The sequence below is a fragment of the Nitrosomonas marina genome (assembly GCF_900110145.1).
Lineage (GTDB): Bacteria > Pseudomonadota > Gammaproteobacteria > Burkholderiales > Nitrosomonadaceae > Nitrosomonas > Nitrosomonas marina.
Map to the genome: position 1 here is coordinate 112,651 of NZ_FOCP01000005.1, position 17,983 is coordinate 130,633.

At 45.2% G+C, this 17,983-nt stretch carries 18 protein-coding genes; 4 read left to right on the forward strand and 14 right to left on the reverse strand.

Translation table 11 applies throughout. From position 1 onward, the window contains the following. Positions 1-2 precede the first annotated feature (2 nt). The 11 genes from BMX44_RS05115 to BMX44_RS05165 form a co-directional block, all read right to left on the reverse strand. Positions 3-1,184 (reverse strand): malate--CoA ligase subunit beta, encoded by a 1,182-nt coding sequence (locus BMX44_RS05115; protein ID WP_090628943.1) that lies wholly within the window; start codon positions 1,182-1,184, stop codon positions 3-5. Between the two features lie 137 nt (positions 1,185-1,321). Then, positions 1,322-2,269, reverse strand: coding sequence for an HpcH/HpaI aldolase/citrate lyase family protein (locus BMX44_RS05120; protein WP_090629132.1), 948 nt, complete (start codon positions 2,267-2,269; stop codon positions 1,322-1,324). A 257-nt stretch (positions 2,270-2,526) separates the two neighbouring features. Beyond that, entirely contained in the window at positions 2,527-3,495 is a 969-nt protein-coding gene (locus tag BMX44_RS05125; RefSeq protein ID WP_090628947.1) for an ADP-ribosylglycohydrolase family protein, read from the reverse strand. Positions 3,496-3,562: 67 nt separating this feature from the next. After that, positions 3,563-3,745, reverse strand: coding sequence for a Trm112 family protein (locus BMX44_RS05130; protein ID WP_090628950.1), 183 nt, complete (start codon positions 3,743-3,745; stop codon positions 3,563-3,565). Positions 3,746-3,785: 40 nt separating this feature from the next. Continuing rightward, positions 3,786-4,628: a ParB/RepB/Spo0J family partition protein gene (locus BMX44_RS05135; RefSeq protein ID WP_090628953.1), complete on the reverse strand. Its 843-nt coding sequence runs from the start codon at positions 4,626-4,628 to the stop codon at positions 3,786-3,788. Between the two features lie 33 nt (positions 4,629-4,661). Then, a complete protein-coding gene (locus BMX44_RS05140) occupies positions 4,662-5,420 on the reverse strand; it encodes a ParA family protein (protein WP_090628956.1) in 759 nt (252 codons plus the stop codon). 2 nt (positions 5,421-5,422) lie between these two features. Continuing rightward, complete coding sequence (gene rsmG, locus BMX44_RS05145; RefSeq protein ID WP_090628958.1) at positions 5,423-6,091, reverse strand: 16S rRNA (guanine(527)-N(7))-methyltransferase RsmG; 669 nt, start codon at positions 6,089-6,091, stop codon at positions 5,423-5,425. Continuing rightward, the gene (mnmG, locus tag BMX44_RS05150) at positions 6,088-7,980 is read right to left on the reverse strand and encodes a tRNA uridine-5-carboxymethylaminomethyl(34) synthesis enzyme MnmG (RefSeq protein WP_090628961.1); all 1,893 of its coding nucleotides are present in this window, start codon (positions 7,978-7,980) and stop codon (positions 6,088-6,090) included. The genes rsmG and mnmG overlap by 4 nt, the downstream gene beginning before the upstream one ends. Before the next feature lie 211 nt (positions 7,981-8,191). Beyond that, positions 8,192-8,398 (reverse strand): DUF3460 family protein, encoded by a 207-nt coding sequence (locus BMX44_RS05155; protein WP_090628964.1) that lies wholly within the window; start codon positions 8,396-8,398, stop codon positions 8,192-8,194. Between the two features lie 130 nt (positions 8,399-8,528). Continuing rightward, positions 8,529-9,278 (reverse strand): polyamine aminopropyltransferase, encoded by a 750-nt coding sequence (locus tag BMX44_RS05160; protein WP_090628967.1) that lies wholly within the window; start codon positions 9,276-9,278, stop codon positions 8,529-8,531. A 111-nt stretch (positions 9,279-9,389) separates the two neighbouring features. Next, on the reverse strand, positions 9,390-10,121 hold the full coding sequence (locus tag BMX44_RS05165; protein ID WP_090628970.1) for a pseudouridine synthase: 732 nt from the start codon (positions 10,119-10,121) through the stop codon (positions 9,390-9,392). 96 nt (positions 10,122-10,217) lie between these two features. Here BMX44_RS05165 and BMX44_RS05170 point away from each other — a divergent pair, with 96 nt between their 5' ends. Further along, on the forward strand, positions 10,218-10,670 hold the full coding sequence (locus tag BMX44_RS05170; RefSeq protein ID WP_090628973.1) for a rhodanese-like domain-containing protein: 453 nt from the start codon (positions 10,218-10,220) through the stop codon (positions 10,668-10,670). A gap of 171 nt (positions 10,671-10,841) precedes the next feature. Here BMX44_RS05170 and BMX44_RS05175 read toward each other — a convergent pair whose 3' ends face one another. From BMX44_RS05175 to BMX44_RS05185, 3 genes are read right to left on the reverse strand one after another with little or no spacing between them, the layout of a single operon-like run. Then, positions 10,842-12,122 carry an aminotransferase class I/II-fold pyridoxal phosphate-dependent enzyme gene (locus BMX44_RS05175; protein WP_090628976.1) on the reverse strand — a complete coding sequence of 427 codons (1,281 nt, stop codon included), beginning with the start codon at positions 12,120-12,122 and terminating at the stop codon, positions 10,842-10,844. A 27-nt stretch (positions 12,123-12,149) separates the two neighbouring features. Continuing rightward, entirely contained in the window at positions 12,150-13,103 is a 954-nt protein-coding gene (locus BMX44_RS05180; protein ID WP_090628978.1) for an NAD-dependent epimerase/dehydratase family protein, read from the reverse strand. A 5-nt stretch (positions 13,104-13,108) separates the two neighbouring features. Beyond that, positions 13,109-14,110 (reverse strand): zinc-dependent alcohol dehydrogenase family protein, encoded by a 1,002-nt coding sequence (locus BMX44_RS05185; protein WP_090628981.1) that lies wholly within the window; start codon positions 14,108-14,110, stop codon positions 13,109-13,111. A 158-nt stretch (positions 14,111-14,268) separates the two neighbouring features. Between BMX44_RS05185 and glgA the strand changes: the two genes are divergently transcribed. From glgA to BMX44_RS17465, 3 genes are all read left to right on the forward strand, one after another. Next, positions 14,269-15,744, forward strand: coding sequence for a glycogen synthase GlgA (gene glgA, locus BMX44_RS05190; RefSeq protein WP_090629135.1), 1,476 nt, complete (start codon positions 14,269-14,271; stop codon positions 15,742-15,744). 362 nt (positions 15,745-16,106) lie between these two features. Then, positions 16,107-17,324 carry a polyamine aminopropyltransferase gene (gene speE / locus BMX44_RS05195; protein ID WP_090628985.1) on the forward strand — a complete coding sequence of 406 codons (1,218 nt, stop codon included), beginning with the start codon at positions 16,107-16,109 and terminating at the stop codon, positions 17,322-17,324. 289 nt (positions 17,325-17,613) lie between these two features. Beyond that, complete coding sequence (locus BMX44_RS17465; RefSeq protein ID WP_090628988.1) at positions 17,614-17,973, forward strand: hypothetical protein; 360 nt, start codon at positions 17,614-17,616, stop codon at positions 17,971-17,973. The last annotated feature ends 10 nt before the right edge of the window (positions 17,974-17,983 follow it).

Below are 17,983 nucleotides of genomic sequence, written 5' to 3' on the forward strand. Positions count from 1 at the left end.
TCCTAGCTTTCTTGTGCAACTACCTGGTTGCGCGCTGCCACTACTTTTTCAGCCGCTTCCGCCAGAGTATCTGCTGTAATGATTTTTAACCCGCTGTCAGCAATAATCCTGCGCCCTTCTTCAACGTTTGTGCCGGATAAGCGCACGACCAATGGTACTTGCATGCCAATATTTTTAACCGCCTGGACAACGCCTTCGGCAATCCAGTCACAGCGATTAATACCGGCGAATATATTTACCAGCATGGCTTTAACGTTTTGATCCGCCAGAACCAAACGAAAAGCCTTTTCGGTTCTTTCGGCAGAAGCACCGCCGCCGACATCCAGAAAATTAGCCGGTTCGCCACCAGCGAGCTTGATCATGTCCATGGTGGCCATGGCCAGACCTGCACCGTTAATCATGCAACCGATATCACCATCAAGGCCTACATAACTTAAACCGACCTCCGCAGCCGCAACTTCTCGCGAATCAACCTGCGAGTTATCACGTAGTTCAGCGATTTTATGCCGTCGGAATAATGCATTTTCATCGAACGCCATTTTGGCGTCGAGTGCAATGATTTCATTATTGCTTGAAACTACCAGAGGATTGATTTCCAGAATATTTGCATCAAGATCACGTAATGCACGATAACAGCCCTTGATTGTTTTAACCGCATGATTTAAAAGCGATGAATCCAAACCCAGAGCAAACGCCATTTTTCTCGCCTGAAAATCCTGTAAGCCAACCGCTGGCTCAATGTATATTTTCACAATAGCTTCCGGATGTTCTTTTGCCAGCGCTTCGATTTCCATTCCGCCTTGCGCCGAGCCGACCATAATGACACGCTCTGTACTACGGTCGATCAGAAACGACAAGTAGACTTCCTTGGCGATTTTGGTGCCGGCTTCAATGTACACCCGCGAGCACAATTTACCGGCTGGCCCGCTTTGGTGGGTAACAAGGGTTTTACCCAGTAATTCTTCGGCCGCCGTCTCCACTTCATTATGTGTCTTGCAGACTTTGATACCCCCTGCTTTGCCACGGGCGCCCGAATGTATTTGTGCTTTCACGACCCAGACATCGCCCTCAATTTCTCGTGCACGTTGTGCGGCTTCCTCAACACTATAGGCGATACCGCCTTCAGCAATTTTGACGCCGTAACCTGCTAATATTTCTTTTGCTTGATATTCATGAATATTCAATTCAATTTCCTCGTCAATCGCATATGATTATTGATGGCTTAACAATGATTGATACCGGCTTTAGCTTTATTAAATAACCAGTATGTTTGTTATAACACCTAGTGAAAAGGCCGCTTGACGCGGCCTTTCAGTATAAGCTATTTTTTTGCGGCTATCGCTTCAGCAATTCTCACCACATTGCTGGCCATTCTTTCCGATGCTGCATCAATCAGACGGCCATCCAGTGCTGCGGCACCTTTGCCCTGTGCAGCCGCATCCTTCAATGCTGCAAGAATACGCTTGGCTTTTTCGACCTCTGCTTCGGGTGGTGTAAAGACTTCGTTCGCCAATGCTATCTGAGTTGGATGAATCGCCCACTTCCCTTCACAGCCCAAAGCGGCCGCACGACGAGCCGCAAGTTTATAGCCCTCGGGGTCCTTGATGTCGCCAAATGGTCCATCTATAGGTCGCAGACCGTAAGCCCGGCAGGCCACGGTCATGCGGCTAATGGCAAAATGCCATTGATCCCCGGGGTAATCCGGATTTAATCCGCCGATATTCGTAGTGCGGGCACGGTTACTTGCCGCATAATCCGCAACTCCAAAATGGAGTGCTTCCAGTCTGCCCCTGGATCCATTGCATGCAATATCCTCAACATTGGCCATGCCCAAAGCAGTTTCGATCAACGCTTCCAGACCAATACGGTTTTTCAGGCCTTGCTGCATTTCAAGCTGGCTGACCATCGCTTCTACCATATATACATCAGCATAAACACCAACCTTTGGAATTAAAAGCGTATTGATTTTGTCACCGGCCTGTTCAACCAGATCAACCACATCGCGCACCATAAACTGTGTATCCAACCCGTTAATTCGGACGGACACTGTGACACCATGCCCTTTCCAATCCAGATCATTAATTGCCTGAATGACGTTTTTACGCGCCTGCAGCTTATCATCCGGCGCAACTGCATCTTCAAGATCAAGAAAAACAAAATCCACGCCGCTTTTTAGTGCTTTTTCAAACATCTCCGGGCTTGAACCTGGAACAGCCAATTCGCAGCGTTGAACCCGTTGAGTTTTTGTTTCATATAGCGTGTGACTCATCCTTACTCCCTGATTATTTTCTGAATAATTATACTGATCGATCATCCCGTGAGACTTTATGTTCTGCAACTGAATATTGCCTATTGACATCTCCAATCTTCACCACGGTTAACGATAAATCTTCAATTATAACACTCGTTGCTTATGTGATTCTAAAAATGAAGGTTTACCGCCCTAGTTTCTTTGGAAAAGTTTCATTCTGGGGCATATTCAACACGTTCTATGCAGATGCTTCAGCAGAACTTGAAGAATATTGACTAGAGGCGCGCGCAGGCCTCTGCGGCTATAGAAAGTTTATTGTATTTTGCCAGCCAGGATAACGGAATTGCACTATCTCCATCGCACTGCATCGTCGCCTGAGCAGCTGAAACAGCACCAAGCACAATTGCTCGCCCACAGCTATCACCGCCCGCTCTAATATTTGCCTCTACAGCTTGCTGATAATTTTCCGCATGTCTGGCAATATGCGCTATTACAGGCAGGCCCTCGTTAACATGACAGGCAGAACCAAAACGCGCTGCTGTCGTAACACTGTTCAATGATTTTATATGAATTGCCTCTTCAAGCAGGGGCGCCAGTTTTTCTCCCGAATACTGCAAAGACACGGTTAATGCTGCTTCAATAGGATTACCACTCAGTATATTATTCAGCACAGCAGCAGCATATTTTGCGGCCGCAACCGCAGTCTCGTTATCATTCGTCAGACGCACAGCAATCTCAATTTTTTGCAGCAAAGCATCTAGCGTTCCATGATGCGCCGCCGTGATGACAGGCACAGTCGCCAGCGCTGCAAACTGATCATCATCGGCGCCGGACGCTTCAGGATACGTTTGCGGAGTCAGCGATATCAACTTTAACAGTGTCAGACGTGTAGGTGTGTCGATATAACCCGTATAAGTGCCACCTGGGCCAAAATGATTTCTGTATTCGGATTGAAATTCGACACGATTGAATTCCCCATGAGCCGCCAGATGCCTCAACATCAGTAGACAGACTTCACCATAACCTGACGCATCGCCAACTGTTTTACTGCCGTGTGCAAAAAAACCTTCAGCATCGGCATAATGATCTTTCTGCGGTTGTAAAAATACCAATCCTTTGTTTTGTTCAATTTGTGCGATCCGCTCTGGATCGTACAACCAATGCAAACCCAGTGCGGCTGAATCTGCTATCAACGCGCCCATAACAGCTGCTACGCGCGGCTTTAAACCTGTACTAACATTCATAGGTGTGGTGTTGTATTATTTTAGTGAAACTACAGGTAAGAGTGGGGTGAAACATATCCAGGGCTTTTTAACTGATCTCCACTTCATCGGGTATTCTGCGAGCCTCTTCTTCAAGCATAATGGGTATACCGTCCTTGATCGCAAAGGCCAGTCTATCCGGTTTACAAATCAATTCATTATCCTGTTTTTTGTAAAGCAATGGACCTTTACAAAGCGGACATACCAGTATATCAAGTAGTTTTGAATCCATAATTTTCCTGTTATCAGTTAACGTGATTGATCTGTTTATTTTAAAGCTTGTTTAATATATCTTCCAACTGATCCAGACTCGTGTAATGAATTATCACATTGCCTTTGCCATTCTTCCCGGATTTAATCCTTATCTGCGTACCAAGCCTTTCTGATACCGTTTCCTCCAGTGCCAGCAAGTCACGATCAATTTTTCCAGATTTGGAAATTGGTGATTGATTACGCTGCTGTATCAGTTTTTCTGTCTCGCGCACCGACAGTTTCTGCATCACTATTCGATTTGCCAGCGCAATCTGTTCAGCAGGTGTCAGGGCGAGCAAAGCACGCCCGTGACCCATATCGATTTTTCCCTGCATCATCAATTCCTGTACCGCCTCAGACAGATTAAGCAGGCGTAACAGATTAGAAACCGCGCTACGTGAACTTCCGAGTGCATCAGCAGCAGTTTGATGTGTCATTCCAAATTCATCGATTAATCGTTGGATACCCATTGCTTCCTCGAGAGGGTTCAGGTTCTCACGCTGAATATTCTCGATTAATGAAATTGCCAGTGCCGTTTCATCTGCCACTTCGCGGATTATTGCCGGTACTGCTGTCAAACCTGCCAGTTGTGCAGCACGCCAGCGCCTTTCTCCTGCAATGATCTCGTAACTGTCAACACCGGTTGCCCGAACCAGTATCGGTTGCATAATACCTTGCGATTTGATCGACTCAGCCAGCTTCTCCAGCGCTGGTTTATCCATATTGGTTCTGGGCTGGTATTTTCCGGGTTGTAATGATGTGATTTCGACATCCTGTAATTTATCTGCTACACCATCACCACCGACATCATTTCCGGAAAACAATGCATCCAGTCCCCTTCCCAGGCCTTTCAATCGTGCCATGAAATTTTCCTTCCATAATTGGTACAGTATTGATCAAACATTCAATACCTCTTTTGCCAGTTCAAGATAAGCCTGCGCCCCTTTCGATTGTCTGTCATGATACAGTACTGGTATCCCAAAACCCGGTGCTTCCGCCAAACGGACATTTCGAGGTATGACAGTACGATAGACTTTATTGCCAAAATGCTGCTGTAATTGATCAGAAACCTGTTGCGCCAGTATATTGCGTGGATCAAACATGGTACGCAGCAATCCCTCGATACGAAGTTTTGGATTGAATTTGGCACGTACTTTTTTGATCGTATTGACAAGATCACTGAGCCCTTCCAATGCATAATACTCACACTGCATCGGAATCATCACTGCATGTGCCGCGCATAATCCGTTAAGTGTCAGCAAATTCAGTGCTGGCGGACAATCGATAATAATGTAATGATATTCACTCTCGATTTGAGACAATTCAGTCTTTAAACGCGTTTCTCTTTTCGTAAGCGTCACCATTTCTACTTCGGCGCCAGCCAGTTCACGGTTCGAAGGAATCAAATCGTATTTAGCCTGCAGATTTTTGACGCGTACAGATTCGATTGATATCTCGCCGAGTAATACCTGATAAACTGTCTGCTTTACGGTCAACTTATTTGTGCCACTGCCCATTGTTGCATTGGCCTGTGGATCGAGATCTATCAGTAAGACTTTTTTTTCAGTCGCAGCCAGACTCGCAGCCAGATTGACGCTGGTGGTGGTTTTGCCAACACCGCCTTTTTGATTTGTTATTGCCAAGATCTTAACCAAATCTACCCTCGATCCGAAACGGATGGCCCGGTCGATCGGGCAATAATAATCAATTCCCGTTTTGCCATAACTCCCGGAACGGTCAGCGAAATTTTATTTTCAACATAGAAAGGCGTCTCGACTTCCTTGAGTTCCTGCTCGGAGCAACTACCTTTCATTGCAATCCAACGACACTGCGCATCATCTGCTGACACCAGATGGCATGTCGTTTTAACAAAGATACCCAGATTCGCATATGCTCTCGAAATAATGGTATTTATTCTATCATTCAGCATTAAGCTCTCTACCCGTACCGAGGCAATCGAAACATTGACGAGTCCGAGCTCAATTTTCACTTGTTGCAAAAAAGCGGCTTTTTTTTGATTGCTTTCGACCAATACTATCTGCCAGTCTGGGCGCGCTATTGCCAGTGGTATTCCAGGTAATCCCGCACCACTGCCAATATCGACTATTTGAGGACCCTGCAGGTGCGCTGTGACCGATAAACTGTCCATAATATGCTGATACAACATGCCTTCTATGGTTTTGATTGCCGTCAAATTATATCGCTTGTTCCACTTCTCAATCAGTCGCAAATACTGAATCACCCGACCCTGTATATCTTGTTTCTGTATCGAAGCAGGATTATTCAATTCAGATAATCCCTGTTCGAGTTGTTCAACAAGATTCATGCTCGCTGTTTCAAATTGGAAGAGTCTGATTTTCGCCTGATATGTACCAGTAACAATGAAATTGCCGCTGGTGTCACACCGGAAATTCTGCTGGCTTGGCCTATCGTCTCAGGTTTATGCAGATTTAATTTCTGCCGCACTTCGTTTGATAGCCCTTTGACAAGTGCATAATCCAGATCATCAGGTAAAGGTGTTGTTTCAAATTGTGACTGACGATTGATTTCTTCCAGCTGACGTTTGATATATCCCTGATATTTAATCTGAACTTCAACCTGCTCGGCGACCCGCTCATCCACATCAGCCTTTATTCCCGGCAACAGCATCAGTTGTGTATAGCTTACACCGGGGCGTCGTAACAATTCAGTCAGCGTATATTCACGATCAATTGATTTACCCACGACCTGTATTAACAAATCGTCAGGCACTGATCCGGGATATATACGCATACTGTCCAAGCGTAGTTTTTCTCTCTCGACTGCTTCATATTTACTGGCAAAAGCTTCCCACCTTGCGTCATCCACCAAACCAAGCCGTCTGCCGGTCTCTGTCAAACGCTGATCGGCATTATCTTCTCTCAATTGCAGGCGATATTCCGCTCTGCTGGTAAACATTCTGTAAGGCTCAGTAACACCTGATGTTATCAAGTCATCAACCAGAACGCCAATGTAGGCTTCACTTCTTTGCGGACACCAGACCGGTTTCTGTTGCACACTCAATGCAGCATTGATACCGGCCAGCAAACCCTGGGCGGCGGCTTCCTCGTAACCGGTTGTACCGTTTATCTGGCCCGCAAAAAACAATCCTGAAATTGTTTTAGTTTCAAGAGAGCGCTTTAGATTTCGCGGATCAAAATAATTATATTCAATTGCATACCCCGGTCGTGTCACATGTGCGTTCTCAAGCCCGGCTATCGAATGTATCATATCTATCTGTAATTCATATGGCAGGCTTGTTGAAATTCCATTCGGATAAATCTCGTGCGTATCCAGTCCCTCCGGCTCAAGAAAAATAGCATGGCTTTCTCTGCCAGAAAACCTTACCACCTTGTCTTCTATCGATGGGCAGTATCTTGGGCCGACACCCTCTATTTGACCCGTAAACAAAGGCGATTCTGGCAATCCATTATGTATGATTTCATGCGTCGTTGGATTCGTGTTGGTGATCCAGCAGGACAACTGCCTAGGATGTTGTATCGTATGCCCCATGAATGAGACGATGGGTGTCGGCGTATCTCCGGGCTGCTCTTTCAATTTACTGAAATCAAGGCTACGACCATCAATACGCGGCGGTGTACCGGTTTTCAGCCTGCCAACCGGCAATTTCAACTCATTCAATCTGTGTGCGAGAGTGACTGCCGGCGGATCTCCAGCTCTGCCAGCCTTAAAATTGGTTTTTCCAATATGTGCCAGACCAGCCAGGAAAGTACCTGTTGTTAATACAATTGCTCTAGCATAAAACTTTACACCAAGCTGTGTCACAACACCAACGACACGATCATCAACCATTATCAAATCGTCTACAGCCTGTTGTATCAAACAGAGACAACGCTGATTTTCTATCCTTTTGCGTATTGCCTGGCGATATAATACCCGGTCAGCCTGCACGCGCGTGGCACGGACAGCAGGCCCTTTACTCGAATTCAAAACTCGGAACTGTATTCCTGCCTCATCTGCGGCAAGCGCCATGACGCCACCCAACGCATCTATTTCCTTAACCAGATGACTTTTACCAATGCCACCAATTGACGGATTGCACGACATCTGACCAATTGTATCAATATTGTGCGTGAGCAACAGCGTTCTGCACCCCATTCGTGCAGCCGCCAAAGCTGCCTCGGTTCCAGCGTGACCGCCGCCCACGATGATGACGTCATAGTCTTGATTGTTCATTTTAAAATGCTGATTCAATTACATGAATTATGAGTATTTGAAAGATTGTTGTGCCTGTTTCACGTGAAACATTTACTTGCAAATTATAGGTGGGTGCTGTCTATGATTGCAACACGTATAACAAAAAAACCGGCATGTGTTTATAAAATGCCGGTTTTCAATGTCTGCGACACCCTTTATTTTGTCGGGTGTGAAATGTCACTAAATCAATTCATTTTCCTTTATCAGCGTCCGGGCTGAAATATACATATGACTTCTGCGCAACACTCGACTCTTTAAATCGTTTTTGTTCCTCTCTATTAAGTTGTCTATCCCACCAGATACTTCGGGCTGTCAAGCGTTTTTCCTGAACTTGTGGATTTTTTTCCAGAAATTCCCGCATGAATTTTGTTTGTTCAGATTCGTAACTGTAGTCCATTGTTCAATTATATTGTTGGTTCATGAAAAATGACAGCATGTACTGTACCATACTATTTTTTTACAATACAATATCCTTAGAGACCAGTACCCGAACCAAACCCGTGTGCAATGCAAACAGCCATTCCCTACTAGTCATATTTTTGCATTTTTGCCACAAAATCTGTAAAAGGCAAAGCATACTGCTTTTCTAATTCGTATGCGGCTTTACGAAGAGATTTCCATGAATGCTTGCGTGGATTCCTTTTGAAGGCAAAAACAATCAGGTTACCCCGGATTTCTGACAGCATCGCGATCATCTGACCATTAAAGGACTGCTCGATTCTACGCAAAAGTGTTTTAACCTGCTTGTCCCGACTGAGCAGATTGATTACCAGCATACCGTTTCTGGTCAGCATTCGCCGCGCCTGATCGTAAAACTCCTGACTGCAAAGGGATGGTGCCTGATAATCATCGTCGAACCCGTCAATCATGATCACGTCCGTTGAAAGCGGCTGCTTGGCAATAAATTGCCCGCCTTCGCTGATAATTATTTCAAATCGATTATTTTCCTGCGGTAATTCAAAATACTGACTGGCAGCAGACACTACCTTTGGATTGATTTCAACCACTGTAATCCGGGTATTCGACAGATTGTGATAAATAAATTTAGCCAGAGAGCCACCTCCCAGGCCTATCAATAACATATGAACAGGATCAGGATTAAACAGTAAAAAACCCATCATGCATTGTGTATATACAAGTTCGAGCTCATTGGGCGCTGTAATCCGCATTGCGCTTTGAACCATGGATCCGTTTAAATGCAAAGAGCGAACACCATTACATTCGCTGATTAACACTTCAGGACCATCATAGAACTGTCTATTTGTCGATTTAGTCATTGCCGTACATAAACATCAAAGATGTGTGCCCAAGCTTGCCACAATCAAAGCCCATATAACACCCTGCGATAACAAATTAAATTCTCACAAAATATCATCGTAAATGATGCATTAGAATTGCTCATCTGTCTCCAGATAGCGCCACCGTCCTTCCGGCAGATTTCCGAGCCTGACATTGCCGATACGCACCCGCTTTAGTCCGGTTACCCGCAAACCGACCTGTTCACACATACGACGAATCTGGCGCTTTCTGCCTTCGTGTAGCACAAAACGTAACTGATCTCTGTTCTGCCAGGTAACCTGTGCCCTTTTTAATGCTCTTCCATCCAGTTTCAAACCATAATTGAGTAATGCTAATTGCTCTTCAGAAAAACGACCTCTCACTCTAACCAGATATTCTTTGTCGACAAGTGATTCATTACCGATTAACTGCCGGGCAATGCGACCGTCCTGAGTAAATACCAGCAGACCCTTCGAGTCAATATCCAAACGACCTGCAGGCGCAAGATTTTTCAGGTGTTCGGTTTTAAAAGCTTTTCGGATACCTTTGTTATGAAATTGAGTTTCTGCCTTGATTAATTGAATAGCCGGCCGGTAACCGGATTCAGGCTGGCCGGAAACATAACCGACTGGCTTATTGATGATGATGGTAACAAGCTTCAACTGTTGAGATCGTGCAGCAGAATGCAGTGTGATTTTTTGCTCAGGAAAAATTTTACTGCCAACTTCCAAGATACGCTTACCGTCCACAAAAACCCAACCTCGCTCGATATAATTATCAGCTTCTCGTCGCGAACACAGACCCTGTTCAGCCATCAGTTTAGATATGCGAATTTTTTCCATGAGTACTCGTGAACAGAATAAACTATCTATCAGTGTAAATATCTTATTATAGAGATTATCTATCAGCCAGAGATTTTTCTTTGTACAATATATTTTATGGAGAATACTGAAACTTTATTACTTAAGGCCCAGCGACGGGCCAGAGAGATGGGGCTACCATATAAAGGTGCATTACTGCCCGTTGAAGCGTACCACATACTTCAAGAATCGACGCAGGCACAACTGGTGGACGTACGCACCTACGCAGAATTGGATTGGGTCGGACGCATACCCGGCGCCAAGGAAATAGAATTGCGTTCCTACCCCAGTATGCAACCCAACCCGCATTTTCTAGGCGAACTTGCCAGGCATATCGATAAACATTTGCCTGTACTGTTTATCTGTCGCAGTGGCGCACGTTCTGGCCATGCCGCTGCATTGGCTACAGAAGCCGGGTTTAGCGACAGTTATAATATTCTCGAGGGTTTCGAGGGCGATAAAGATGAAAAAGGACATCGCGGTACAGCTTACGGATGGAAAGCCGCGGGACTGCCCTGGGTACAAAGCTGACAACTTCTGGTCTGCAGGCTTTTACAGTGTTACATCTCATTTGTACAACAGATTTCAGGACGTGTCTGTATAGCCTTTATGACAGCAGACTCTATTTAGCTTGTTGTTGACTGTTTATGCCTATAGCGCTGCCTGCTGGCAGCAGCAACAATACCAAAAAAACAAACTTGATTACGTAGTAAAATTATCAAGCATTTCCAGAACAAAATCGATATCCTGTGTCGTATGATTCGCATTGATCTGAAAGCGGATCTCTTCATCTCCACGAGGAACGACCGGATAATTCAACCCGGTAGCAAGTATCTTATTCTCAAACAGATAATTGTTGAGTCTCATCATCTTGGAGCTGTCGCGTACGATCAACGGTGTAACCGGATGCTCTCCAGGTATAGTTTCAAACCCAAGTGCCTGCAAACCAGATTCAAAATGCGAAGTCAATGCACGTAATTTTTGTAATCGTTCAAGCCCTGCTTTACTTTCCAGTATTTCCAAAGATGCTTTTGCGGCAAGTGCCTCGGATGGGGTAACAGGATTGGAATAAATGTAACAAGGTGAAGATTCGCGCAAATAATCGATCACTGCGTTACTGGCAACTACATATCCACCATTAACGCCCAGCGCTTTACCCAGAGTTGCAATCAAAATATCGACTTTGCATTGTGTGTATTCTTCAGTCCCCCGTCCCGTTGCGCCAAACGCACCAACACCGTGAGAATCATCAACGACCGTGATAATCCCTTCATCAAAATACCGCTCATAATTGCGACAGATTTTGTCAATATCGGCTAACGGCGCATGATCCCCTCGCATGCTGAATATGCCGTCGGTCACCACCAGAACCCGCTTTATCTTTACCGGTTCAGGCTGTTTACCCGTGGCGTAACGTTCAATAACACTATCCAGCTCGGACATATTAAGATGTCGGTAAATGGCTTTGTCAGCAGGGCGTGATAATCGGATTGCATTGATGATACTGTTGTGATTGAGCTCATCGCTGACCACCAGCGTATTACCATCGATCAACGGTGGCAATACACCCAATACAGCTGCATAGGCCGCGCTGAAAATCATTGCTGCCTCCCGCTGATGAAAAGCCGCAAGCCTGTTTTCGAGCTCTACATGCGGCACATACGTGCCGGATATAAAACGTACGGCGCCGGGGCCGGCACCAAATTCATGCACCCCTTTCTCTTCTGCCTGTATGACAGCCGGATGCATGGACAACCCCAGATATGAATTTGAATTCATCAGCAGATAAGGGCTGCTATCTGCAGCCAAAAAATAGCGCGGCCCCGGTGTGTTATCCTCATCGCCAACAGGCAGTAAACCATTTTTTGCCCAATCGGGTAAGCTGATCCGTGCTATAGCACGCTCTGCACCTTTTAGCACACCTCTGTTTTTAATTGCATCCACTTTCTCAGAACATATGACATTCAGTTTTTCCAGTGACATATAATCCCCTACATTTGATTAAAAACGTTAGTCGCCCAGTTTGAACGACAAACGGTCAATCATTTCCTGTGTCATGTTTTCCAGGCTATACCGGGGTTCCCAGCCCCATTCTTCACGTGCCGCCTGGTCATTCATATGACGGGGCCATGAATCGGCTATTGCCTGTCGCACCGGATCAACAGCATAATGCATCGAAAATTCGGGTATAAACTGTTGAATACAAGCCGCAAGCTCCTTTGGCGCAAAACTCATGGCGGTTATATTGAAGGCGTTGCGGTGTTTCAATCTGTTTGCGTCGGCTTCCATCAATTCAATAGCAGCTCTAATGGCATCGGGCATATACATCATGTCCAGATATGTGTTCTGCTTCAGAAAGCAGTTATACTGTTTTTCTGTTAAGGCATGATAGAAAATTTCAACTGCATAGTCCGTGGTTCCACCTCCCGGCATGGTTTCATGTGAAACCAGTCCCGGGTAACGCACGCCACGGGTATCAACACCGAAACGTGTATAATAATAATTGCATAGTAATTCGCCCGACACTTTGCATACGCCATACATGGTATTTGGATGTTGCAATGTATCCTGAGGGGTATTGTCGCGCGGCGTATCAGGTCCGAAGGCACCAATAGAGCTTGGAAAAAATACGGCACACCCGTTTGCGCGACTGACTTCCAGAATATTGTACAAACCATCCATATTGACTTTCCAGGCCAATTGCGGTTTTTCTTCGGCCTTGGCCGATAACAACGCGGCCAAATGAAAAATTGTGTCGATCTTATGTTGTTTTACAACAGCATCAATTATCTTGATCTGGGTCACGTCAAGCGTTGTATACGGACCATTATCAGCTAGACCGGGCTGCGGTTCATTTTGGTGACCTGCAGCAATTACCTGAGCACTTCCGTAACGTTGGCGCAACGCAGGAACCAATTCTGAACCAATTTGTCCAGTTGCGCCAGTAACCAAAATACGTTTCATGACCCTTATTTCTCTATGACTAACACCACCTTGCCTAGCGGGTGCTGATTCTCGAGATAATCCTGGGCAGCCGCGGCTTCTGTAAGATCGAATGTTTTCGCAATTTCAACGATCAGCTTCCCTTCTTCCATCAATATTGAACAGCGTCGCAGAATTTCGCCCTGCAGCTGCATTGCACTGTCAAGCTCCAGCATCACCGGCGTCAACATCAATTCAAAGCTGAAACGAAGATTACGCAGCCTTGCTTCACGCCAGTCGGTGTCTGCAGCCGGTTGCAAAATAGTCACTACATCCCCGTAAGGTTTCACACAACTAAAACAATTTTGCAACACCGATGACCCTACTGTATCCAGCGCTATATCCACGCCGGAATCGTCGGTCCACCGCATTACTGCTTCAGACACATTCTCTAGTTTATAGTTAATCGTCTTGTCCGCGCCCAGTCGTTTGGCAAAATCGGCTTTCTCGTCGGTGCTGACAGTAGTGATCACATGCGCGCCGGCAAGTTTCGCCAGTTGAATTGCCACATGACCCACACCACCAGCGCCAGCGTGGATTAAAACTGTTTGTCCGGCAGATATGCGCGCACGTCCATGCAGCGCCTCCCATGCCGTGATCAACACCAAGGGGGCTGCTGCTGCCTGTTCGTATGATAACGACCTGGGTGTTTTTGCCAGCAGCGCCTGATCCACAAGCACGTATTCGGCATAGGTACCCTGGCGGCGATTGAAACCAGGCTGTGAAAAATAAATTGAATCCCCCGGTTTAAAGGCTTTTACGTTGTTTCCAACAGCCTCTACAATACCGGCTCCGTCACAACCTGGTATCACAGGGTAAGAGACTGGGAAACGATCTGGAGCGGCACGAATTTTACAATCAACCGGATTGATCCCCACAGCCTTAATGCTTACAAGCACCTGATTCTCTCCACAGGGTCCAGGTATATTCCTTTCACCATATTCTAATACTGCAGATGCACCGCCTTTTTCAAAATAAACTGCTTTCATCATAACTTCCCTTCGCTTTTTTCTTTTTCTAGCTGCAACAGTGAGATCACTGGCGGCTATTACAGAAAAACGTGAAAATTGTATCGTTTTCCATCAAATGTATAATGGGACTGATACTTTATTATGGCATTTGCAACCCTTTACGTCGTATCTTTTTCATGAGCACAAAACAGCAAAAACTCAAGATTCTGTTTGCAACCAGCGAAGCGCATCCACTCATAAAAACCGGTGGTCTTGCCGATGTATCAGGCGCTCTGCCTATCGCCCTGCAGAAACTAGGATGCGACCTTCGGGTTATTTTGCCCGCTTACGGCGATATCCTGGATAGCAAACTTCAGATAAAGCCATTAACGGAAACATACCTGCCAGGTATTCCAGGAAAAATTACACTGTATTCTGCTCGTCTGGGAAACAGCCGGGTCAAGGTATGGCTTGTCGAACATGCTTCCGCTTTCACACGCAAAGGGAACCCATATATCAACGGAAACGGCGATATATGGCCCGATAACGCAGAGCGTTTTGCTTTGTTCAGCAGGATTATTGAGCAGGTTGCACTGAACCGAATGCAACTGGACTGGACCCCTGACATTGTGCATTGTAATGACTGGCAGACCGGGCTTGTACCGGTGTTATTAAAACAAACACCCAATGCGCCGCCCTGTTTATTTACCATACACAATCTTGCATATCAGGGCCTGTTTCCGCGCAGCACTTTTAGCGCATTGAGCCTGCCCGCCACACTTTGGTCACCTGAGGCTTTGGAATTTCATGGCCAGTTGTCATTGATCAAAGGCGGGCTTGTTTTTGCCGATCGTATCAACACGGTCAGTGCACAATACGCGAATGAAATACAAACACCTCAAATGGGCTACGGCCTTGAAGGATTATTGCAATATAGGCAACAGGCACTCACAGGGATCGTCAACGGAATTGACGATAAAATCTGGAATCCCCAGACTGATCAGCTAATCGCTCAAAATTATACTGCAAATTCACTCACCAGAAAAAAAGCAAACAAGACTGCATTGCAGCAACTGTATCAATTGCCTGCTGATAGTAACGCATTTGTTTTGGGCTGCGTCAGCCGGCTTGTCGAACAAAAAGGTATCGATTTAATCCTTGAATTTCTCAAAACCATTAAAACCAGGCCACTACAATTTTGTCTTTTAGGTAGCGGAGATCAGGTTTTTCAGAAAAAATTTATCAATATTGCGAAAAAATACCCGGACCGAATTGCAGTCAATATCGGTTACGATGAAAAAATCGCCCATCAGATCGAAGCCGGCGCTGACGTGTTTTTGATGCCTTCTCGCTTTGAACCGTGCGGATTGAATCAGCTTTACAGCATGCGCTACGGCACGATTCCCGTAGTACACCATGTTGGAGGGCTTGTCGATACAGTAACTGATACTACTGAGGAAACAATTGCCGACAACACTGCTACAGGATTTGTGTTTAACCAGCCGTCAGTAGCTGCATTAAATGCAGCAATCAACAGGGCGCATCATTTTTTTAACAAACCCGTAATATGGCAAAAATTAATTAAAAACTGTATGAATGCAAACTTCACCTGGCATAAAAGCGCTGAAAAATATTTCAATCTATATCAGCTCATTCAGCGTCGACGATCATAAATATTAATATAATACAATGGGTTGGTTGCAACATTAATAATTACTCCAAATAAAACTGTAACGAAAAAATAATACACGTATTCCAATTCGTGCAAGTTCCAAGTAAAATTCCGCACTTTCCTTTTACGGATTGACGAGACTCAGAAAAATTTTCAAAGAGTTTCTAAAACAAACATACGCTCGGTCGAAGCCGAATTCTTAACCAGGTGGCTGTATTAAAGTATCAGTTGCCTACGTTGGGTTTTGCACGAATTGAACGAAAACGAAGATTCCAAGATTCTGCCACAAAGCAGCAACTTCAAAATTTTACATTCAACAAATCGTCTTGAACTGTACCAACCATTAAGTCAGGAGTTGCAGACATGAATGGTTTGCATCTGATTGGCGATTTGAGCGGTTGTCGCTGCGATCCGTCGCGACTGCTTAATGGTGTCGATTTTAAAGACCACTGTATAGAAATGGTTCATGCAGCCGGATTAACCGTGATGGATGCCACATTCAAGCAATTTGACGATTCCGGTTTTACAGGTACTGTTGTATTAGCCGAATCTCATCTGGCTATTCATACCTGGCCGGAAAACAATGGATTAACGCTGGATGTCTATGTCTGTAATTACAGTGCGAATAATAGCAATAAAGCACATAAACTGTTTGATGCGATTATCGATTACTTCCTTCCAGCTGAAATCGCCAAACATGAAATCGAACGCGGTGAACACACGCTTGTTGAGCCTCTAAACGATGCAACTGGCTTTTATGTTAAGGCCCGTCGCCAAATTGGAGAATGGCGTACAAAATATCAAAAGCTTTCAATCTACGATACACCCCAATACGGCAAAATTTTTCGTTTGGATGATTTTAATATGACTTCGGAGCAAGAGGAGTTTATCTATCACGAAAACCTGATTCATCCTGCTTTAACGATTCTCGAGGCCCCCAAAAATGTGCTTATAATTGGTGGTGGTGACGGCGGTTCTTCCGAAGAAGCTTTGAAACATCCATCAGTGGAGCAGGTGACGATGGTTGAAATAGATGAAGATGTTATCAAAATCGCCAAGCAGCATTTTCAAGCAGTACACAAGGGTGTATTCGACAATCCACGTTTACGGGTGGTTGTTGATGACGGCATACAGTTTCTGCGTAAGACACAGGATAAATTTGACCTTATTGCACTGGATCTTAATGATCCGGTCGGGCCGGCAGCAGCGCTTTATTCCAATGAATTTTTTTATCTTTGCAACCAGTCACTTAAACCGGAAGGGCTGATGACGCTGCATATCGGCTCACCTACAGCACATCCTTCCCGCGTAGCTGAAATCTCGCATCGGCTGAATCAGGTTTTTCAAATTGTGCGACCATATACGATGTATATACCGCTTTATGGTGCCCTATGGGCATTGGCTGTCTGTTCCAATAAGCTTGATCCAAAAGTATTTACAGCAGATGAAATTGATAACCGTATCAAATCACGCAATCTTCAACAACTTCAGTACTACAACGGTGAAGCGCATTCAGGTGTATTTGCATTACCAAATTACGTAAAAGAAATTGTGACTGGTAATATACACTCTACAAAATAATAAATGCGGCCACCTGTGTCGCGAGGCATTGATACATCGTGCTGAACGACAAGTACCGCACTAACCGACCCACATGCTGATACTACCAAAATCTTGTTTCCTCCACGTTCCCAAAACTGGCGGTACATGGGTAAAAAAAGCCATTAGGGCAGCGGGTATCACCTGCAGTAATTACACTGTCTCGAATAATCCTCATATAGGTTTGGACGATTGCCCGTGCCTCGAGAAATTCAAATTTGCCTTTGTCAGACACCCGGTAAATTTATATCGGTCTTATTGGCAGTTTAAAATGACTTATGGATGGGATCTGGAAAATCAGTTGGATCAAGCATGTCGCTCGGATAATTTTCAAATATTTGTTCGCCAGGTACTGGATAAATTTCCCGGAATCTATAGCAGCAGTTTGATTGAATTTGTCGGTAGTGCAGACAATGAAATTGAGTTCATCGGTAAATATGAGCATTTGATTGATGATTTGATTACAGCCTTAAAAACTGCGGGCGAAGGTTTCAATGAACAGCTCATCAGAACGCTACCACCTCATAATGTCAGCGATAAGGCCAGATACCCTGCTGTCTACACGACTCAACTCGAAGCCGAGGTCAAAAAAGCCGAACATATTGCAATGGACCGGTTCAATTACCAATAAACTACATGCC